Here is a 21,487-nt window from a genome sequence, read left to right on the forward strand (position 1 = left end):
TTCTTTCATTCAATAACGGTTCTGTTTACTTCCACCGATTCATCCGGAAATGGATTAGTGATAAGTGCTACTTCTTGGGGAGACTTGGGCTGAACGGTAATACCTTCTTTTGTCTGTTCAACGTAAGCCATAGTCCCATCAGGTTTATAATACAAATAGTCCACACATACAGACCTGCGTCCGATAGCGCCCGGGATTCCATTCAATGTAAGCTTGGCATTGTGATAGAAAAGATACCAATTTCCTTTATACTCGATAATACCCGGATGAATAGTAAAACTATTTTCTGCCATTCCGGTTAATGCTCCACGGTAAGTCCATGTTCCTTCCATATCGGTAGCCGTTGCATAGTGCATCATTTCACGTTCATCACCTGATGAAGCATACGTCAAATAATAAAGTCCATTGTGCTTATGAAGCCATGGTCCTTCCATAAAATTAGGTAAATCTAGTATTTGTATCGGACCGTCTAACTCAATCATATTCGGTTTTAATTTAACTAAAAAGCATGTACCGTTGCCCCAACTCATCCAGGGTGTTCCCTCCTCATCAAAGAAAACAGTGGGGTCAATATCGTTCCACCAGCCTCGCGGACCGTTGGGAGTCATATCATCAGTAATCAGCGGTGTTCCCCGGGCATCAGTAAAAGGACCTAGCGGATTATCAGCAACAGCCACTCCAACCGTTTTACTGTTGTATGGTTCTCCGGCCTGTACAGTGGTATAATAATAGAATTTTCCATCTTTCTCAACAACCTGTGAAGCCCAAGCTTCTCCTACAGCCCACTTAAAGTCAGTCGGTTTCAGTACAGAACCATGGTCTGTCCAGGTTTTCATATCCGTCGTAGAATAACAGAGCCACTCTGTGATGTTAAACTCTTTTCCACCCGAAGCTGAATTCTGACCTTCATAATATTCATCGTGTCCGACATAAAGATACAACACACCGTCATACACCATCGGAGCAGGGTCTGCCGTAAACTTATCCACTATCATCGGATTACCCTTCAGTTCAAATTTCTTCGTATTATCTTCTTGCTTACAACACATAAACAAAAGCATAAAGCAGGAAACTGCGACAATTAATGTTTTTATATGCATGCTATATTAGATTTTTATAGTTTGTTTTTTACCTTCGTAAATGATCTCCCGCACTTGCAAAGAAGCACCTGCCCCGATTCCTTCCTCCGGTGAAACAAGTACCAGATTAAATCTTTTAACCTTTTCCATACCTTCGAATCCCCCTTTACGGTTAGCAATAACCAACGTCTTTTTATTCTCATTCCATTCGAATTCAATCATACTAAACTTTCCCTGTTCGTAATTGTAATTGTCTCCTTCGTCTTCATACAGCACGAAAGTAGCATCAGCACCAGGATAAATGCGAATCTCAAGGGGGGTATCTTTGCATTCGGACGCATATTGCTTACCAAAGCTAAATGGGAATATGGAACCGCCTTTAACAAATAAAGGTATTTTAGCTAAATCTATATCTACCTCCGTCGTCTGTCCTCCCCTATATTTCTTTCCACTCCAAAAGTCGACCCAACCGGCAACATCTTCCGGCAAATAAACGCTCCATCGGCTGACGGAAGGTTCGGTAACGGGAGCGACAAGTAACGACTTACCGAACATAAACTGATGCTTCTGCTCCAGCGCCTGCCGGTCGTCCGGGAAATCCATTACAAGTGGACGCATCAATGTAGAACCCGAAAAAGACACCTCAGCAGCGTGCGAATAAATATAGGGTAACATACTGTATCGCAAATGGATATATTTTGCGGTAATATCTTCTACTTCTTTTCCATAGTGCCACGGTTCTGTTTGGCTCATATAACCATGTACACGCATCAGCGGAAAAAAAGTAGAAGCCTGTAACCAGCGAAGAAAGCGTTCTTGATAAACTTTGTCCGTATATTGGTCACCCGGGCGAAAGAAACCTCCGGCATCATAAGTCCACCAAGGTAGTCCTGAAGCCATTTGGTTCAGCCCGCCCGCTATCTGACGACGTAAAGTTTCCCAGTCGTTTCCTACATCTCCCGACCAAGTTGCAGCAGCATACCGTTGCATACCCGAAAAGCCACTACGGGTCAGAATCATAGCCCGTTTATGAGGTGCGTCTTTCCGAAGACCCTCATAAACGGTTTTATTGACATAGATCGGGTAGACATTCCGATAGACTTCACCCGGCACTTTACCGTTATTTATCCTGCGATTATACAAATCATCGTTTTCCGGTTCAGTTGCATCCTGCCACCAAGCGTCTATGCCATAGGGCTGCAAAAGTCCCTTGCTGAAATTCTGCCAGTAGAAAGCAGCAGCATCGGGGTTGAAAAAATCAATCCATTCGCTACCTGGAATATAATAGCCTTTTGACATGATTTGCTTGCCCAATTCGGAATTAACATCGACTTTCGACCATACAGAAACCATCAAACGCATATTCATTTCGTGCAGTTTACGAACCATTTCCGCTGGATCCGGATATCGTTCTTCATCAAAGCGCATGGCATTCCAGCCGTACTTCCCCCAGTATTGCCAATCCTGAACAATCACATCGATCGGTAGTTTACGTTGGCGGAAACTCGCTGCGTTTTTCAATAGTTCAGCTTGTGTGTTATAGCGTTCGCGACAATGAATATATCCCATAGACCAAAGAGGCATCATGGGCGCATCTCCTGTTAACTGCCTATAACTCGCAATCACTTCGTCTGCATTTCCTACAAATACGGTATAATCCAATGCTTGTGCAACAGGTGAACGAAATGTGGTTTCATTTGTTACTTTACGCCAATAAAGTGAAGGTTTATCATTTCGATCACCCTGCACTTCTATCCGGTGTCTTCCCTTTTCCAGTTTGACGATAAAGGAGGTGGTAGGCGGAAGCCAGATATTATTTACATTCACCACATTTTTGCCATTAATGGACACATAATGTTTCCGCGCCATCTTTTGCCCCACATCCAAAAGAATCGAATAATTGCCGCTCTCGGTAATGTCAATATCAGCTGTGAATGCACTTATCTTTCTCACTTCCTGCTTATTTCCGGTAGTAGAAGTAGCATCTACAGTTATCGTTTCCCCTGCTGAACTAGACGGAGACAAGTTTACGCTCTTATCTGCCGGATTAAAATCAGTAAGTCCGTAATTACTCCAAAGAAGGCCATACCCCTTATTGGAGAGGATAAAAGGGATGGCTATCTGAGTGTTAACTTGTGTCAATCGACGTGTTAACCCGCGTACATTCAGGTAGCCATCCTGAAACTGACCGGTTCCGTAGAGATATTCATCAACTGGAGAAATAAATTGTTGCTCGACAAGATAGGTTGGTTCTCCCTGTATGGTCGATTGCTCCATCCGGCGCCCTCCTACTTTTTCTTCCAAAACTATTTTCCCGTTACGGTCTTTAAAAATCAATGTATTATTCCCCTTATTATATATTGCCGAAATATTATCAAGAGAGAGAATTGCCTGTGACTGACTTTCCTTGATTCTATATTTCGGAATCTTGGTACTTCCAACATAAATCAGTTCTTCCATCTCTTTTGAATCCGGACGTGTAAACCTGACCCGTATGGAACGATCGTTCAACGGCATCAACCGAAGTGTCCCAGCTTCTGTTTGAATAATTATGCCTTTCGTCTCTGACTTATCCGAGCATGTGCTTGCAGATAAACCGACTATACCTATCATAAGGCCAATCAATACTGCTTCTATTTTTTTTGCCATATACATGATCTTTATTCTGCTCTTTTAAAAGTATATTTTCCTCCGACTTTTGTAGTAATATCATATTCATACACCTTTTTCAAAGCACTTCCTTTGAAAGAAGCCTGCGTCGAGATCACAGGAGAAGTTATATTTACTCTTTCGAAAAACCTATTGGCATTTTTCCCTTTGGCTTCTTTCAAGCCTTTGCCTGTCAAGGGTACATATGAACGTATCCGCAGGTTATCACCTAAGCTAGACAATACAGTTACCTCCGTCACTTCGCCCTTATCCCATTGCATAGATACCTCAAAGCCCCCACGAGCCTTGATCCCCGATACGCTTCCCTTATTCCATACCTCGGGAAGGGCCGGCAACAGATGAACAGCCCCGTCATGACTTTGAAGCAGCATTTCAGCAACGCCAGCGGTAAGTCCGAAGTTTCCGTCAATCTGGAAAGGTGGGTGCGCGGTAAACATGTTGGGATAAGTACGACCGCTTTGTGAACTCCCACCCGCCAATGTAAGCATATTTTTTACGATTTTATAGGCATGATTGCCATCCAGCAAGCGTGCCCAAAGATTTACTTTCCAACCTATTGACCAACCAGTTGCCATATCCCCTCTGTAGATTAGGGAGTTGCGTGCCGCCTCAAATAATTCGGGAGTACGGTAAGGAGATATTTGATTGCCGGGATACAATCCGTAAAGATGTGAAACGTGACGATGCTTGTTCTTCGGATCGTCTATATCTTCAAGCCATTCCTGCAACTGAGTATGCTTACCAATGTGCATGGGAGGCAATTTCTCCAATAACTCGTACAATTTTTGACGGTAAACGGGACTTTCACCCAATATTTCATTGGCTTTAGCCGTTTTTGTGAGCAGTTCGATAATCAGTTGATTGTCCATGGTACATCCGGCTACAACGCCTCCCTGTTCAGGTGAAACAGAAGGGCAAACAACCATCCAGTCATATTTAGGATGCTTAACCATGCTGCTCAAAAAGTAATCAGCAGCTCCCTTCATAGCCGGGTACACATCGGCTAGAAATTTCTTATCACCAGTATAAAGGTAGTGCTCCCAAAGGTGTTGGCATACCCAGGCTCCACCAGTGGGCCACATGCCAGACCGGGCAAAATCTATCGGCCCCGTTACCCGCCAGATATCTGTATTATGATGAACAGTCCATCCTTCGGCATTATACATCATAGCAGCAGTCCGTCGTCCGTTTTCCGACAAATCCTTTACCATTTGCAGGAAAGGAAGATGAGTTTCGCTCAGATTAGTCACTTCAGCAGGCCAATAATTCATTTCAGCATTGATATTGAGAGTGTATTTACTATCCCATGAAGGATTCATCTGATGACACCAGATTCCTTGCAAATTGGCAGGTTGACCACCAGGTTGGGACGAACAGATCAACAAGTAACGTCCAAACTGGGTCAAGAGTGTAACCAAAGAAGGATCCTGATCAATTTGAAAATCAGCAATCCGTTGTAGCGTATTTTTCTTCACACCGTCAGAACGGTTTCCCAAATTAAGTTTGAACCGGTTAAATTGCTGGCTGAATATTTCAATATGTTTTTTCAAGGCAGCTTTATAATTGTTCTTTATCGCACAATCGAGTTTTTGAGTCACTTTGGCTACGTACTCGTCACCTCCCAACGTTTTATAATCGATAAAATTGCTGCCGATAGAAATATAAAGTGTAGCTACGGTTGCATTTTTTACGACAATCCTATTATTTAAAACTTCTGCCTCACCGTCATTCGTCACTACCCGGGTATGTATCTGATAGTTTATTTCTCCGGGTATACCTTCATGATCGGTTCCCTTACTGTGAAATATCAACGTGCTTCCTTTAACCGATACATTAAAATTAACAGGTCTGCTATATTCCAAGACAAAATTTATTGCTCTTTTCCGGCTTGCCGTTATACGCATAACAATCACGTCATCAGCAAAAGAAGCATAAGCTTCACGTGCGTATTCCACACCGTCCACCGTATAACGTGTAGTTGAAACAGCACGACCAAGATCGAGTTCGCGGTAAAAGTTCTGATAATTCTCATGTCCGGGAAAATTCAGAATGATACTACCTGCAGTTTGGAAGGGCATTCCATGTGCACGAGTAAAGAAGGTTTCGTTAATGAGTTTATCAGCCTCTGTGTTTTTTCCTGCAAAAATAAGTTTCCGGGCTTCAGGCAATGCTTGCACAGCTTTAGGATTATCATTGCGGTAAGGGCTGCCTCCCCAAATGGTTTCTTCATTCAATTGAAGTTCTTCGCGTTGCGGAATACCATAAACCATAGCTCCCAGCCTGGAATTACCCAAAGGAAGAGCTTCTTCCCACACTTTAGCAGGTCGGTCATACCACAATTTAAGCTCCTGAGCAGATATACGGTTTCCCATAATAACACATACGATCAGTAATAAATAACAGATACTTTTCTTCATTTTACATTTATGTTTTTATAGTTATTTCTTGCTTAATATATTGATTCTGTTTTCTTTCTGATTTCTGAAAACAACCATTTCCTGTGTTTTCCCCGGAAGAACACGTTTCGCTGCTTTCTGTAAGTCATCTAAATTATTCACATCCGTTTCTCCCAATTTAAGTACCACATCATTGGCTTGAATAAAATCCTTCATCGGGCCTTCGTAAGCCACTAGCGTGACTACATATACTCCTCGCTCCGCATCCATTCCAGTAACCGAACGCTCACCCTGCATCTCCAAACTTTTAACGGTCCAGCCAAACCAGTAAACTAAATTATTGTTGTTACTGCCTGCTTTTATGACTGGCAAAGACATTTTTGGCGCTTTAGTCAGTCGCCTTAAATGAGGAGAAACAACACCTAATTCATCCATTTTAGGATTCAGGAGTCCCATCCGGAAAACATCGCTATCGTCATACCTTATAATTACTTTTCTCCAGATTTAGAAAAATCACAGGTATGTACACGGAATGCTTATTCGTTTCATTTTGGTGAAGTTGTTTCAAAGTGGAGGGATCGGTAAATATATTATAATCCACCATCTCCCCCCAATGGGTAACGCTGATTGGCTGATAAAGAGCCATCACTATATTCCGTGTGAATAGATAGCCTCTTGGATGATTTCCCATGATATGTCCGTTGCCCCACACTGTGCTATTACGGAAAATGCCGTCGAATTCAACACTAATTCTCTTCCCTTCATCTTCAATAGGTATATTAAACTCTTTATGGTAGAAACCAATACCTACGGGCCGATAACAGTTCGAGCTAGACTGGCTTCCCAAAGTAGAGTCATTAACAAAAGGTTCTTCTACCAGCCAATCGTGCGGTAGATTAACACTTGTCCAGTCACTCGCTTTGTAATCGACAACCTTATTTCCATCGGTATAGGCAATAATGATCTCTTCACCTTCCACCATTCTCACATCCGCATCGGCCAGTCCACCATGCCTACCTGCTTTTACAGCTCTTTTTATAACGATGTCACCTTTATGAAACTGCCAGCCTTCATCGAAGCTTTCTCTCACTCTCACCCGGCATGCAGCTACCTCAAAAGACAGGTAGATAAGAATCAAGAAAAACAGAATAGTTACTCGTTTTACTATTAAAATCTTCATGGCATCATTGTAAAAAAAATAACTACAAGTTTATTACAAATAATACGTATACAGCCACTACTAATAATATGTTGTCCTTCATAAGTATAGCTATTATAATGTCAAGATATCTATTTCAGCATAACCGACAATATCATTATTATGAGTATTTTTTAAAGCACGAAACTTAATATAACGTCCTTTTACTTGCTTAAACCGCTTAATTTGCCACAAGGGATTATTTCTTATATTAGAAAACTCTCCACTACTTACCAATTTCCAATGCTTATTATCTGTAGAAACAGAAAATTCATACTGAGAAATAATGCCTGAAGGGAAAATATAACTTTGATCAGGCAGATACCGAAATCCTGTCAAATCATATTCTTGCCCCAAATCAATAATCAAGTCTGACGGCACCCCCTCCCGACGATGCCATGCAGTATGTTGTTCACCATCAAGAATATTATTCACATTAGGATCATTTATACCAAGTATATTCCAATCTTTACGTGAAATACCGAATTCCTCACGACTCATCTGACTCTTCTTCCTAGAAACAGGATCTACCGACATAGCTCGTACACTTCCCTTACCTTCCATAAAAACAGGCCCCACATATTTTGCCGATTTCAATGTAGGTTCCGTACCATCTAATGTATAATAAACAAGCGATTCTTTATCAGCCGGATAAATAAGTATCTCTCCAGTTTTATTACGTGTTATCTTCGGTTCCGTAAGTATCTGTGGCGCATTATAGACAGCAATATTCGAGATAACCGGACATGCTTTCGAATCAGTAACCGTAAAACGTATCTGAGTAGCTTTCACTGTAGGTAAACGTAAAATACGCTTGTATCCAATAGTCGTTTCTCTGGCCATTTCTTTCCATTCACCATTAATATTTGCTTCAATAGTAAATGCCCTCACACGCTGCCCCAATCGGATATACTCCTGCAAAAGAATACGATTAAACGATATAGGTTCACCAAAATCAAGCGTTAGGGAAGCTGTACGAATACTGTCATCAGTAGACCAGTAAGAACTTTTTTTACCATCAACCACTCGTGATGCGGAAAAACGCCTACTATTTCCACGGACATGCGAGGCTTCAATCTTGGCATTTTCAGCCAAATTATTCGCAAATATTTCTTTAATAGTTGAAGCCAAATCTAATACAGCTTTTTCATCATTTTCATGTATCATCCCCCTTCTGTCAATTGGAAAATTCAACAACCACGTGCCATTCCTTCCAATAGAATTATAATAAATTTCAAGCAATTGCGGCAATGTCTTCACCTTTGCATCTTCATAAGCATGGTAGAACCAACCTGGCCTGACAGACACATTTACCTCACCTGGAACCCAATCAGGGTCACTCTCTCTTCCTACACGCAACACTTTCGAATCCGCCGTTCCCGGGGCATATTCATGAGCATCAAACAAACTCCAGTTTGTCTCCCCAATCGAACCATGTTCGTTTCCACACCAACGAATGTCAGGACCACATTCATTCCAGATAATCGCATTCGGCTGCAATTGGCGTATTAATTGTATAGTATTATCCCAATCATAGAAAGTTTTACGGTCTATTTTGCGATCTTCCCTTGCTCCTCCATAGTACCCCCAGCCTCCGTTTGCACCATCAAACCACACCTCAAATATTTCCCCATAATTCGTCAGTAGCTCTTTCAGTTGGTTTCTAAAATAAGTAACATATTCAGGACGTCCATAATCCGGATGATTACGATCCCATGGCGACAAATAAATTCCTAACTTCAGACCATATTCCTTACAAGCTTCTGCCAATTCTTTCACTAAATCACCTTTACCATTACGCCAAGGTGAATTTTTCACTGAATATTCCGTATATTCCGAGGGCCATAAACAAAAGCCATCATGATGCTTGGCAGTAAGAATAATACCTTTCATACCAGCCTGCTTACAGATACGTGCCCATTGGCGACAATCTAAGTCTGTAGGATTAAATAGCGCAGGCTTATTCCCTCCATCACCCCATTCTTGATCTGTATATGTATTAATAGAAAAATGAATAAAAGCATAATACTCCATTTCTTGCCATTTCATTTGTTGTTCATTGGGAATTGCCCCACAAGAGGAAGGAACAGAGAGTAGCTGACAAGATAAATGTGATAAACATATCAAACCTAATAGAACAAAGACAATTCCTCTAGTCATAGCATTTTTTATATATAACATCTTCCTAATACATCATTACCCAAATTTCCAATAATCCAAATTATATAATTTGTCCTTTCCCCCCCCTTAAAGATTAAAAACAAGTCATGAACACCCTCTATTTTTTTTACACCAGTTCCAAAGGTTTTCCAAGTTTCCCACCCACCGGTATTACTTATTTTGCACACACCTAATAAAGTCCCTTGTCGGTCATTCAATCTTATTTCTATTTTTCCCCCAAAAGTTGCCGTAGCAGCACTAACCTCGAATGTTCGAGCCCCTTCTTTAAAATCAACAGCCTGTAACCGAATGTAGTCATCATTATGGATAGAAGTTACATATATCCCGAATTTCTTGTCCCGATCTGTTTTAACGCCCTCACTCCATGATATCGTTTCAGCTTCAACTCGCTCATAGGGATCAAGTACCCCGACCGACTTTACAGCCACTCCTTCTTCCCACCATGGAAGTCTTTTTATCGTACCATCCGGATTATATTCCAGCTCAGCCACACAAATTGAGCGACGTTCATGATGTTGATCGGTTATCGCATAATTTAATTGATAGCTAAACCCAAAAACATACGATTTGCCTTTATAATCAATGATTCCGGGATGATTACCGGAAGACCTGCCATCCGGCTTCATTATATATCCCTTAAATTCCCAAGGACCAGTTGGACTGTTCCCCATTGCATATCCTATCCCTTCAGGACAACAAGTTGTCGCATAAGCCATATAATACCTTCCATTTCGCTTATACGCCCAAGGGCCTTCCTGAAAATGGTAAGGATCATCTGATCCTTCCACCTTCCTAACCAATGTATCTTTTATAATTTCACCACTGTAAGAAATCATATCCTTATTTAGCCTTACATACCAAAGATTAGGATTTCCCCAATACAAATATGCCTGCTCATCATCATCGATGAGTACACTCGGGTCAATACTATCATACTCCGCTCCAATCAGAGGTTTTCCTATCGGATCAACAAATGGTCCATAAGGATTGTCAGCAACCAGTACCCCAATACCTCTTCCTTGCAATGGACAATATAAATAAAATTTACCATCCCGTTCAATGCATTGAGGTGCCCAGGCCCCATTTTCAAATCCACCCCATCCGGATATAGCCGGATCAGCCCATTTAAAATTATATAGATTCGCTACAGCACCATGCTCTGTCCAGTTTACCATATCGGAACTAGTATAAAGCAACCACTCTTTCATACGGAAACCGGCATAGCCCTGTGGGGCGTCATCTTCATCATGAGTAGTATAGAGATATACTTTGTCTTTATACACTAATGGAGCCGGATCGGCAGTAAACTTCGTCTGAATAATCGGAAGTTGAGCATTTAATGTACCGGAAATAAAAAGGAAAAATAACAGTATTCTTCCAGCTAGTTTTAACTTAATCACAATCATATATCTATTGTCTTTAATATATCTTGGGAGTAAACTCATCATTAAAAAATGATAAAAATCGTATTGATGAACAGAATTCTTCTACTGCTTTTAACCAATCTTCATTCCAGCATAATTCAGTTACCTATCAAAGTATATTTAAAGGTTACATAATTAAGAGTAACTATAACAGCAAGACCTCTCTTAAAAAAATGACCTCCTTATCCATATTCACAGCATTCATTACTATTTTAACACCAAACAGCGTTTTCCCGTAATCATGTGCAACCAATATATTGAAACGAAGACGCAAACATAAAAAGCACAACAGCATATTTTATTCTGCATAATATTGAAAGCCTCCTATTACTTTCGCATAATTTTACTACGTTAAATTCATCTTTCAATCTATGTTCTGTCCCGATTCTGCAAAAATAACAGTTTCCTAACATTTCCTTCCCTTTCTATGTTTCCATTTCTATCACCATTGTTACATCCCACATATATAGTTTTTATTCATACGACTACATTCCATCTATCTTACCTAGTATTTCCAATGACCTCTCAATAATACATTGTTCTTTTTTCTCAAGAAAATGTATCAATACTTGTTAAGTTGTTCTTAGGTAACCTACTTTGTTTAGTCTCCCAATCTCCTCTTTAATCAGAATCCTTAATATCTTTCATTTTCTCCACACATCAATAAAATCTATCGCATAAGCAAACAATCATGGTTATTTATATACTATTTTTCACTTTTACTCCGCTACGAGCAAACTCTTTCCTGGCAATTCATTCTACAAAATACTCAAAGACTAATAAATCTATCTAGATTATCATAAAAACATGACTGTAGCAAATTTTCCAATTATAAAAAAATCGGAAAATATCTATTCCTTTTTTATACAGTTTCCCAATCATTTTTTTTGAAGATAATATATCTATAAAGAGTGTAGCTATTTACTTGATTTCAAAGATTATTTTTATTTAACCATTCATTCAAGCAAATGACTAGAATTACTCCACAAGAACATCACAATTCCTATCAATAATTTAACTTCATTTCAAAAATATGATTATAAAGCCATTTGAAACATTGTTAACCTCATCTACAAAAAACTAAAAATCATAATATGCAAACAGCCAGCCCCTATAATAAAAATAAATCAAAAACGTCTTGTCTCCACGTTCCAGCTTATGTTTTTCTAGGAATTTTTCTTTGTGACTTCGTCAGAGAAAATTCCCTAGAAAAAAACGCTCCGACTACATTTTTGATTTAATTAAAAGATTATAGGGACTAACTACGACCGACGTGACGCATAGATCACATTCCACTATCCCCTCTTTTTATATCAAAATCTTTTTTATATTACAAGAAAATGCAGTTTCTATAATAAATACGTGAACTAGAAAAGAATGGTCCTCAATAAAGACAGGGACTTCAACTCCCTCTGTTCTGCATAAATTTTCTCGATATTATTTAGAGTTATATATTTACTTCTTTTACCTCATTTCAACAGTCTCTATTTCCTTTTTATTCGTTCCTCTTCTTTCATGCCATTTCTCATACACTATCGCTTCGAACCTGTTTTTATTGATGACATCTGATGACACCTAATGACATCTAAAGACACCATTTTGTAAATCAATATATTATTCCATTTTAGCTTTTACATTTGAAGTGTCAAAACAATCTATTAACTCCAAAGTGATGATTTATGGCACAGAAAAAAGACATGGAAGAGAAACCTAAAAGAGCAAGGAAGCCCAAAGTCAAAAGCAATGCGCTTCCAGTGGAACAAATCAATGAACTGATGTTTATCCACAACAAAAATGATCCGCAAACCGGTGTTCAAGCCGTCAGCGGAATTGACGAAAAAGGAAAAGTGCAAACAGTCCCTGCCGATGAAAGGAACGAAAACTCTTTTCTAAAATTCGAAAAGAACTCCAGTATCCTCGAAAACTTTATCAAGAACTTCTGGAGCCAACTCAAGGAACCGACACATTTCCGGCTCATACGCATGACTATTCATGATTACAAGCAGAACAAGCAGGCAATCAAGGAGCTGTCACAAGGCAAAGAAACGGATACAGTGAAGGAATTCCTCAAGCGCTACGAAATCCGTCCGAGAGAAAACAGGGAACAAAGTAAGAACGAAAAAGAAAAAGAGACTATGGCAAAAAAGCAAACCCCACAGGAAAAAGCACAGCAACCGGTACAAACACCGCAGACGCAGGAGCAGCAGGCTCCACGCTACCGTTACAACGAAAACATGGTGAACTGGGAGGCACTGGAAAAGATCGGTGTCTCGAAAGCCTCACTCGAACAGCAGGGACTGTTGGATTCCATGCTGAAAGGATACAAGACAAACAAGCTGGTTCCGCTCACCCTGACCCTGACAAGTGCTAAAGTCAAGCTGGACGCGCGTCTTTCGTTCATAGCCATGCCGGACGGACAAATCGGTCTGGGGATTCACGGTATCCGCAAGGAGCCGGAACTGGAAAGACCATACTTCGGACACATTTTTACAGAAGAGGACAAGAAGCATCTCCGGGAGACGGGAAACATGGGACGGGTAGCGGAACTGAATCTGAACGGGGGAACCTATACGCCCTGTCTCATCTCCATCGACAAGAATACCAATGAACTGGTGGCCGTACGGCAGGAGAATGTGTATATTCCAAACGAGGTAAAAGGTATCAAACTGACAGCCGACGAGATCAATGCGCTCAAGGAAGGGAAGCCGGTATATGTGGACGGCATGACCTCAAAGAACGGAAAGCCGTTCGACGCGACGCTGCAATACAGTGCGGAACGCAGGGGACTGGAATTTATCTACCCGGAAAGTCAGGGATTCAACCAGCAGAGCCTGGGAGGCGTACAACTTTCCCCAAGCCAGATCAAGATGCTCAGCGAAGGGCATACCATTCTTGTGGAAGACATGAAACGTACCGACGGAGCCCTGTTCTCCTCTTTTGTCACTTTGGACAAAGTAACCGGACGACCGCAATACACACGACACAATCCGGAAAACGGAGAAATATATATCCCGAAAGAGATCTGCAACGTACAACTGACTCCTGAAGACAAGGAGGCCCTGCGCAAAGGACAACCCGTATTCCTGGAAAACATGATCAACCGCAAGGGGGAGGAGTTCTCCTCCTTCGTCAAACTGGACATGAATACTGGCAGGCCCCAATACTCCCGCACACCGGACGGATTCAGCGAACGCCAGGCACCGATTGTTCCGGCAGAAGTATACGGGCATGTGTTCACCGCACAGGAGCGGGCCAACCTGCAGGACGGAAAAGCCATACTCGTATCGGACCTGAAAAGCGCGAACAACAAGACATTCAGTTCCTATCTGAAAGTGAACGCAAATTCCGGACAGCTGCAATACTTTCAGGAGAACCCGGACATACGTCGCAATACAACCCGGCGTACCGCACAAACGGACGACATGCAAAACCAACAGCATGAACAGAAAAAAGGCAGCAGACAAGCCGTATAACAGGAAGTTAAGAAAAATAAATCATTAACCATTCATTCGAAAAAGAGATGAAGCAGAACACAAATCAGATATTCAAGGCGGAAGACCTTGACTGGAAAGAACTGGAAACAGCAGGGATACACAAAGAAGAACTGGAAAGCAACGGGAACATGGAACTGCTCCTGCAAGGTGAAGCAACAGAAGCCATGCCATTAAAAATCTGCACTCCCATACTCCATATAACAATGGACGCCACCCTCAAGCTCACGGCAGGAACGGACGGAAAGCCGGTAATGGAGATTTACGGCCTTAGTCCCGAAGCGGAAGAAGCGACCGGCGAATAATTCCCTGACCGGAACAAGAGAAAACAAAGATGTATAAACCGTTACCCCGTACCGTCTTTACCATAACGGTACGGGGAACAAAAAAAAGAAAAGATCATGATTGCAATATTGACGGACAAGCCCAATGTGGGAAAAGAGATAGCAAGAATTCTGGGCGCACAGACCAGGGAAAACGGATATATGACCGGAAACGGATACATGGTGACATGGACTTTCGGAAACATGCTGTCACTGGCCATGCCGAAAGATTATGGAATAGAACGCCCGGAACGGGAAGACTTTCCTCTGAATCCCGCTCCCTTCAAACTAATGGTAAAGCATGTCAAGACCGATACGGGGTGGGTACCCGACATCAATGCGGTACTTCAACTGAAAGTGATTGAGAAAGTATTTGCCACCTGCGATACGATCATCGCGGCCACCGACGCCTCCCGTGAAGGGGAAATGGTATTCAGATACCTGTACCAATATCTGGACTGTCACAAGCCGTACCGCCGCTTATGGATTTCCTCACTCACGGATGAAGCCGTACTGGAGGGCATGGCGAATCTCAAAGCAGGCAGCCTGTTTGACCCGATGTTCCTCGCCGCAGACAGCCGTAACAAGGCGGACTGGCTGTTGGGAATGAATGCCAGCTACGCCATCTGCCAGACTACCGGAACGGGAAACAATTCCCTCGGACGGGTACAGACACCCGTACTGGCAGCCATCAGCAGCCGCTACCGCGAGCGTGAAAACCATATCGCGACAGATACTTTTCCTGTCTTTGTCAGCTTATACAAGGACAATATCCTGTTCAAGATGCGCTGCACGGAAGAACTTACAGACCGTGAAGCGGCAACACGATTTTACGGTGACTGCAAGGCTGCCGGACAGGCACGTATTACCGCCGTCAGCAGACAAGTAAAAGAAATAGAGCCTCCCGCACTCTATAACCTGACCGAACTCCAGAAGGATGCCTGCCGGCATTACGGGATGACCGCCGGAAAATCATTGGAAATTGTACAGAGGCTTTACGAGAAGAAACTGATTTCCTATCCGCGTACTTCCAGCCGTTTCCTTTCCAGGGATGTTTACGACAGGCTGCCTTCCACCATGGAAAAGATTCTCAACCGGAAAGAATTCCGGCCGTATGTCAGGACAATGGGAATCAATATTTTCGATCTGCCGGACAGGGTTGTCGACGAGGAGCGGGTAGCGGAGCACCATGCCATCATCATCACCAATATGTATCCCGAAGCACTGGAAAGGGAGGAAATGCAGCTTTACCTGATGATTATCGGGCGGATGCTGGAAGCCTTCATGCCCGCATGCAAAGTGGAATACACCACAGTGGATGCCATATGCGCCGCCCGCAACTTCAGATGCCATACCTACCGTATCATCGAAAAGGGATGGTTCGGGGTCTTTGAAAGGGAGGATGAGATTGCCGGACAGCAGTACCACCCCATCCCCATTCCGGAACTAAAGAACGGAGAAACGGTCACCGTGACGGGCTGTAACCTGATACATAAGAAAGACCTGCCCGTGTCCGCATATACCGATGCCGGACTGATCGAATACATGGACACTGCCGGGCTGGGAACCGTCGCCACCCGTACCGGCATACTGCAAACCCTGATTGACCGTAAATATGTACGATACTCCGGAGGATATATCATTCCCACCCGAAAGGGACTTTACATATATGAAACGGTACGGGGAATGAAAATAGCGGATCCCGCACTCACATCGGGATGGGAAACGCAACTGGCAGGGATGGAACAGGGAAAACTTACACAGGAAGAATTCCTCGAAGGGGCGTTGAAGCTGGCAGGCGAGGTAACGGAAGAAATCTTCCGGAAATATCAGAAATAGGAAGTCATTATATACGGAGTGGAAAATGCAGGCTGAACAGGTCTGCATTTTTTTATTTATACAAGAAACTGTTTTGCCGTTTTTAAACGGCAAAGGTATCGGATTCCCCTTATTTGTCTCAAGGCGGCCCTGCGGGCTGGTCGGCTAAAAGAAAATCATCCTCGCTACGCTCCGGTATTTTCTTTTGCCAAGCCTTGATCCAAAAGGGAAATCCAAGAAAACGGAGCCTATAAAACCGGGAAAACAAGTTCCCGGGGACCATTATCCACTCATAAAATTAAAGAATATGAAACTACAACTCATCGCAGGCATATGCAGGTCAACGGTCACACTCGTGATGAAGGCAGGAGTAATCCTGCTATGTCTCAAAGGCGTAATACCGTTCCACGCCATCCTGTTCCTGCTAATAGCGGGAGGAATCATACGGTTCATGGCAAGGATTATCTCATTTCCGGCAACAGTTCTCGCCATTCTGATTCTCATCGGAATGTTATTATAAACCCTTAAACTACAAATGAAATGGAAACAAGAAAATTCACCCCGTCAGCTCCGGTGGCACCTGCACTGTGGCCGACAACGCGCAGCATCAGGCCTGCAAAGAGAAGATTTCCCAATACGGTCGATGAGCCCAGAAACATCGGGTATTATCTCAAGCCGCTGCTTGACATCACGAAGCGACCGGACAGAGACAAAATTCTGAAGGCATATCTCAAGGAAACCTATGTATAACAATAAAAAACAACCATTATGTTTTTCCAATCAATTTATCAGATGATGTCGGCAGGCACAGACCTGAACATCAACATCAGGAGAACGGACGGAAAACTCTCCGTAGCGGTAATGCCCAGGCGCACAACACTCAAGGATGAAACCGGACAGGCCATCGTGCCGCTCATACTCAACGGCACCCCCATGGAACTGGACGGACAATTCCTGCAGGCCGTCACCTCACCCTTGCAGAGAGTGCAGGAAGTGTTGGTCAATCTTGAAACCTTCGAGAAACAGGCACAGCAGGCGGCATCACAAGGCAAGGCCGCCAGGAGTGCGGGCAGCAAGGAGACAAAAGAGACACGTGAGAAACAGGAAAAAATGGAGAAACTCCTCAAACGTGCGGAAGAAGCCTACACGGCAGGAAGGTACTCGGAAGCGACGACCTGCTTCAGGCAGGCCAAGGTACTCGCGGACGCGGACAGGCAGAAACAGATAGAGGCAAGAATACTGGAAGTGCAGAAGGAGTCAGCACAATGCAGCCTGTTCCCTGAAGAGGATACGCAGGCAAAGCCGGCTTCACAACAGCAGCCCGTAAACGGGGCAACGGCCGGAAAACAGCCGGACGGGCAGATGCAGATATTCACGGTACAACCACCCGGACAGCAGACACCGCCCGTGCAGCCGGCACAACAACCGATGCCCCAACCGCAGATAATACAGCCGCAACCCGTACAGCAGGCTTATCAGCCGGGAATGCCGCAACCGATGTACGGCGGGTACTACCAGAATCCGGTAAACGGTATCCCGCAGCAGCCCACGGAATATCCCCAAATGTATCCCGGACAACCCGCAGGGCAGCAATGGCAGCCACAACAGTGGCAACAGGCACCGTCGATGCCGCAACCACAGGCACCCGCCATACAGACGGTTCAGGGAACTACGGGAAGGGAATACCGTTCACAGCCACAGCCTGACGAAGCGCTCACCTTCGACAAGGATGACGAGAGTGACAGGGAACTCCTAAGGGAAGACCCTTATGCGGAATACATCGACTTTCCACATGAATGCCGCATGAAGGACGAAGTACAGGCGGAACTGATATGTTATTAAACCTCTAAATATAAAAAGATATGGCACTTGACATCAAAGGAATCAAAAGAGTATTCAAACTGAAGAAAGGAAACTCAACGCTGGTACTGGAAGACCCGGACAGCAGAATGTCACTGACGGAGGTTACGGACTTCTATTCCATGAATTACCCGGAACTGACCACGGCAACCCTGCACGGGCCGGAATTTGAGGAAGACCGGGCCGTGTACCACTTCAAAACCACCATAGGGACGAAAGGATAGGCTATGGCAAAGAAAACAAATCATAAAAGAAAGGAGAAAGAGGCATGCACACAGCTTTCAGAATTACAAACGGAGAACCTGGCGCATCTTATCATCAGCGAAGCCGGATGTACCGATATCAGCCGGGGAACCGGCAGAAGGAAGAAAAGAAGACTGCCGCCGGCAGGAACAGTAATGATTTTCTAATGGGGAGAATTCTCCCCATTGCACCGGATTATTACATGGAAAATGCCGGGGAGGAAAAAATCAACCTTACGACAAGGGAAAGTTTTGATTATCTGTACCGGTCAGCCCTAAATTATACCGGCATTATCGGTTCCGGACTGCCTTTCCGCAAGAAAAAGGCATCCCCCCGGATAAATATAATCAACCTGTACAAGGCACTGGAAAACATACTTCCCGAACACGTCAATCTGGAAGTACGAAACGGCAGGCTGCACTTCTGTCTGTACCGGTTCCATAAGTGGCCGGAACCCAGACTGTTCTGGATACCGCTGGACTTCACGGAGAAACTACCGGGACAGCTCAGAGGGATAGCACTGGAGTTCATCCGCCGGCTCATCCGCCACCACAGCATACAAAGCATAAAGGAGACCTTCCAGTATGAGATGGCACGGACTTACCTGGAAGACTACGGGCATTATGACGGGGAAGCGACAGCCCGGGAAATTAGGTCCAGAGCCCGCCTTGCAAAAATGTATGAGAAGGGGAAATTCCACCGTTTGCTCGAAAGAATGGGGAAAAAAGAATTCTGCAAGGATCTGGAGGGGGAGATACAAAAATACCATACGAAAAAAAACAACGAGAAGGCATTATTGAAACTGATCAAGGAAGGCCTGGCATACATTTCAGACGGCAGCCCCAGTATCATGCAATACGCTTATGACTGGAGCTATGAAGAATCACCGGATTTCGAACCGGTAGGACTGGACATACAGATCATGCTCACCTGGTCGACAGCCGATGCCATGGCGGAGGAAATGGAGGCCTACATCAATTCGGACTATCATGAGTCCTATGCAATCACCCCGGTCACGACGTTATTGCTGACACCGGATACGGACACCCCCTTCTCCATGAACGATTTTCCGGAACGCTTCTCCAAGTGGCTCGGCAGCTTCAACCTTGTTGCAAATAACTTTTAACCCCAAAAGAAAGGAGCTGATTGATGATGCTTGCCACTAAAAGGATGGTGTTCGTTACCGGTCCGGAAGATTCGCAGGAAAGCAAGTGCAGCCTGAACAGCCGGCTTTTTGCTTCAAGCAAGCCGGAGAAAATTGTGAATTATATAAATAAAACCTCCAATAACAGTCCAAAATGAATGAAATGACAAAACAGATACAGCAGATCATGTATCCCAAAGCGGCACTGATCGCTTATGAATGTGAAACGGCTGATTTTTCACGCCCACAGAATTATCTCGAACTCCGGCCCATCAATGAAAGAGGACGGATGGGAGCGGGAATTCCCGTAACCTATGAATTCATGAACTCCCTGACGGAATCCTACACGGAAGGCATGAACGGGACACCACACGGACGCATCCCTCCCAATATGCTCCTGTGTGATCCCAGAAAAGGTCATGAAAAGTACATATGGTACAATCCGCCACAAAAAAGAAAAATGTACTTTCAATCCTGTCTGCACATCACTGACGGAACCTTCAATGTTCCCGGGATTATTTATGTGGTGGAACAGGAGAGCATGGACGTCCATGCCTTCAAGGGAACAGTTCCCCAGGAACAGACGGAGCTTTACCTGGCACCGTTCTTCAATGTAACCGGAGCGGATGTCTGTCTGGGGAACTCGGCACTGGAAAAACCGCTGGACACCGATTTTTCCGGCTTCCAGGAATACTGGGAGAAACGTTTCTGGCTTAGCGAGTTCTCGCATCTGGGAGGCAGCAGGAACCCGACACGCAGCAACCTGGTTTCCGTAACGGAAAAGGCACGGGAGAACCCGTTTGACTACAGTGAGCTGAAACCATCCGGTAAAAAACTTAAAGACATCCTCTTATGAGAAAAATCCATTATACAGACAATTATCTGCTGAAACCCTATCATCCCGTCACCGTGTTCATTATCGGCGCGGGAGGAACGGGATCACAAGTGATCACCAACCTGGCACGCATGGACACTGCGTTGCAGGCATCAGGACATCCGGGGCTGCATGTCACCCTGTTCGATCCAGACACCGTCACGCAGGCCAACATAGGACGCCAGCTGTTCAGTGAAACGGAACTGGGCATGAACAAGGCGATAGCAGCCGTAACACGTATCAACCGTTTTTTCGGTACGGCATGGATGGCGGAAAGCCGCCGTTATCCTCCGGCAGGAACATCGAAAAACAGGGATGCCAAACCGGAGCTGGCAAACATTATCATTACCTGCACGGACAATGTACGGTCACGGCTCGACTTGTGGAGATTTCTAAAAAAATACAGGGAGATCACCATAAACAATGAAAAAACGGTATACTACTGGATGGACTTCGGCAATGCGCAAACCACCGGACAGGTCTTTATCGGTACCGTACGCAATAAGATAAAGCAACCGGTATCAAAGGAATTTCTGCCGGTACCCAGGATGAATGTCATAACCGAAGAAGTGAGTTATTCAGTTATAAAGGAGAAGGATTCGGGACCGAGCTGCTCGCTGGCGGAAGCATTGGGGAAGCAGGACCTGTACATCAACTCCATGCTGGCACAAGTCGGCTGTGGCATTCTCTGGAGGATGTTCAAGGAAGGAAGAACCCTGTACAGAGGAGCCTATGTCAATCTGGACACCCTTAGGGTGAATCCAGTTCCGGTATAGGGCAGATAAG

At 44.0% G+C, this 21,487-nt stretch carries 17 protein-coding genes and 1 pseudogene; 10 read left to right on the top strand and 8 right to left on the bottom strand.

The genetic code is table 11. From position 1 onward, the window contains the following. Nucleotides 1-5: 5 nt before the first annotated feature. The 7 genes and pseudogenes from Bovatus_RS12495 to Bovatus_RS12525 all read right to left on the bottom strand — a co-directional run bounded on the left by Bovatus_RS12495 (nucleotide 6) and on the right by Bovatus_RS12525 (nucleotide 10,924). The gene (locus Bovatus_RS12495; protein WP_224440847.1) at nucleotides 6-1,049 is read right to left on the bottom strand and encodes a glycoside hydrolase family 43 protein; all 1,044 of its coding nucleotides are present in this window, start codon (nucleotides 1,047-1,049) and stop codon (nucleotides 6-8) included. A gap of 57 nt (nucleotides 1,050-1,106) precedes the next feature. Continuing rightward, the gene (locus Bovatus_RS12500; RefSeq protein ID WP_080974056.1) at nucleotides 1,107-3,728 is read right to left on the bottom strand and encodes a glycoside hydrolase family 31 protein; all 2,622 of its coding nucleotides are present in this window, start codon (nucleotides 3,726-3,728) and stop codon (nucleotides 1,107-1,109) included. 11 nt (nucleotides 3,729-3,739) lie between these two features. Beyond that, entirely contained in the window at nucleotides 3,740-6,166 is a 2,427-nt protein-coding gene (locus tag Bovatus_RS12505) for a glycosyl hydrolase family 95 catalytic domain-containing protein (RefSeq protein ID WP_052587827.1), read from the bottom strand. Nucleotides 6,167-6,187: 21 nt separating this feature from the next. Continuing rightward, nucleotides 6,188-6,601, bottom strand: a complete 414-nt coding sequence (locus Bovatus_RS12510; protein WP_004296109.1) for a PDZ domain-containing protein — start codon at nucleotides 6,599-6,601, stop codon at nucleotides 6,188-6,190. Nucleotides 6,602-6,620: 19 nt separating this feature from the next. Continuing rightward, complete coding sequence (locus Bovatus_RS12515; RefSeq protein WP_004296110.1) at nucleotides 6,621-7,325, bottom strand: sugar-binding domain-containing protein; 705 nt, start codon at nucleotides 7,323-7,325, stop codon at nucleotides 6,621-6,623. Between the two features lie 93 nt (nucleotides 7,326-7,418). Continuing rightward, a complete protein-coding gene (locus Bovatus_RS12520) occupies nucleotides 7,419-9,392 on the bottom strand; it encodes an alpha-L-fucosidase (protein ID WP_224440846.1) in 1,974 nt (657 codons plus the stop codon). Between the two features lie 147 nt (nucleotides 9,393-9,539). Then, a pseudogene (locus Bovatus_RS12525) lies at nucleotides 9,540-10,924 on the bottom strand (glycoside hydrolase family 43 protein). Nucleotides 10,925-12,627: 1,703 nt separating this feature from the next. Between Bovatus_RS12525 and Bovatus_RS12530 the strand changes: the two are divergent. From Bovatus_RS12530 to Bovatus_RS12540, 3 genes are all read left to right on the top strand, one after another. Next, nucleotides 12,628-14,421, top strand: a complete 1,794-nt coding sequence (locus tag Bovatus_RS12530) for a DUF3945 domain-containing protein (RefSeq protein ID WP_004296116.1) — start codon at nucleotides 12,628-12,630, stop codon at nucleotides 14,419-14,421. A gap of 47 nt (nucleotides 14,422-14,468) precedes the next feature. Continuing rightward, a complete protein-coding gene (locus Bovatus_RS12535; protein ID WP_004296117.1) occupies nucleotides 14,469-14,744 on the top strand; it encodes a DUF4099 domain-containing protein in 276 nt (91 codons plus the stop codon). A gap of 96 nt (nucleotides 14,745-14,840) precedes the next feature. Beyond that, complete coding sequence (locus Bovatus_RS12540; protein WP_004296118.1) at nucleotides 14,841-16,601, top strand: DNA topoisomerase; 1,761 nt, start codon at nucleotides 14,841-14,843, stop codon at nucleotides 16,599-16,601. Nucleotides 16,602-16,862: 261 nt separating this feature from the next. Here Bovatus_RS12540 and Bovatus_RS25510 read toward each other — a convergent pair whose 3' ends face one another. Beyond that, nucleotides 16,863-17,084, bottom strand: a complete 222-nt coding sequence (locus Bovatus_RS25510) for a hypothetical protein (RefSeq protein ID WP_004296122.1) — start codon at nucleotides 17,082-17,084, stop codon at nucleotides 16,863-16,865. A gap of 36 nt (nucleotides 17,085-17,120) precedes the next feature. On the opposite strand from Bovatus_RS25510, the gene Bovatus_RS24805 reads away from it, so the two are divergent. The 7 genes from Bovatus_RS24805 to Bovatus_RS12570 all read left to right on the top strand — a co-directional run bounded on the left by Bovatus_RS24805 (nucleotide 17,121) and on the right by Bovatus_RS12570 (nucleotide 21,477). Beyond that, entirely contained in the window at nucleotides 17,121-17,330 is a 210-nt protein-coding gene (locus Bovatus_RS24805) for a hypothetical protein (RefSeq protein WP_004296124.1), read from the top strand. An 18-nt stretch (nucleotides 17,331-17,348) separates the two neighbouring features. After that, nucleotides 17,349-18,422, top strand: coding sequence for a PRTRC system protein E (locus Bovatus_RS12550; RefSeq protein ID WP_004296125.1), 1,074 nt, complete (start codon nucleotides 17,349-17,351; stop codon nucleotides 18,420-18,422). A 20-nt stretch (nucleotides 18,423-18,442) separates the two neighbouring features. Then, complete coding sequence (locus Bovatus_RS12555) at nucleotides 18,443-18,664, top strand: PRTRC system protein C (protein WP_004296126.1); 222 nt, start codon at nucleotides 18,443-18,445, stop codon at nucleotides 18,662-18,664. Nucleotides 18,665-18,667: 3 nt separating this feature from the next. Further along, nucleotides 18,668-18,850, top strand: a complete 183-nt coding sequence (locus Bovatus_RS25680; protein ID WP_004296127.1) for a hypothetical protein — start codon at nucleotides 18,668-18,670, stop codon at nucleotides 18,848-18,850. Next, the gene (locus Bovatus_RS12560; RefSeq protein ID WP_004296128.1) at nucleotides 18,772-19,809 is read left to right on the top strand and encodes a hypothetical protein; all 1,038 of its coding nucleotides are present in this window, start codon (nucleotides 18,772-18,774) and stop codon (nucleotides 19,807-19,809) included. The genes Bovatus_RS25680 and Bovatus_RS12560 overlap by 79 nt, the downstream gene beginning before the upstream one ends. A gap of 172 nt (nucleotides 19,810-19,981) precedes the next feature. After that, nucleotides 19,982-20,683, top strand: a complete 702-nt coding sequence (locus Bovatus_RS12565) for a prokaryotic E2 ligase family D protein (RefSeq protein ID WP_004296130.1) — start codon at nucleotides 19,982-19,984, stop codon at nucleotides 20,681-20,683. After that, on the top strand, nucleotides 20,680-21,477 hold the full coding sequence (locus Bovatus_RS12570; protein WP_004296131.1) for a PRTRC system ThiF family protein: 798 nt from the start codon (nucleotides 20,680-20,682) through the stop codon (nucleotides 21,475-21,477). Before Bovatus_RS12565 ends, Bovatus_RS12570 begins: the two co-directional genes overlap by 4 nt. The last annotated feature ends 10 nt before the right edge of the window (nucleotides 21,478-21,487 follow it).

The sequence above is a fragment of the Bacteroides ovatus genome (genome assembly GCF_001314995.1).
Classification (GTDB): domain Bacteria; phylum Bacteroidota; class Bacteroidia; order Bacteroidales; family Bacteroidaceae; genus Bacteroides; species Bacteroides ovatus.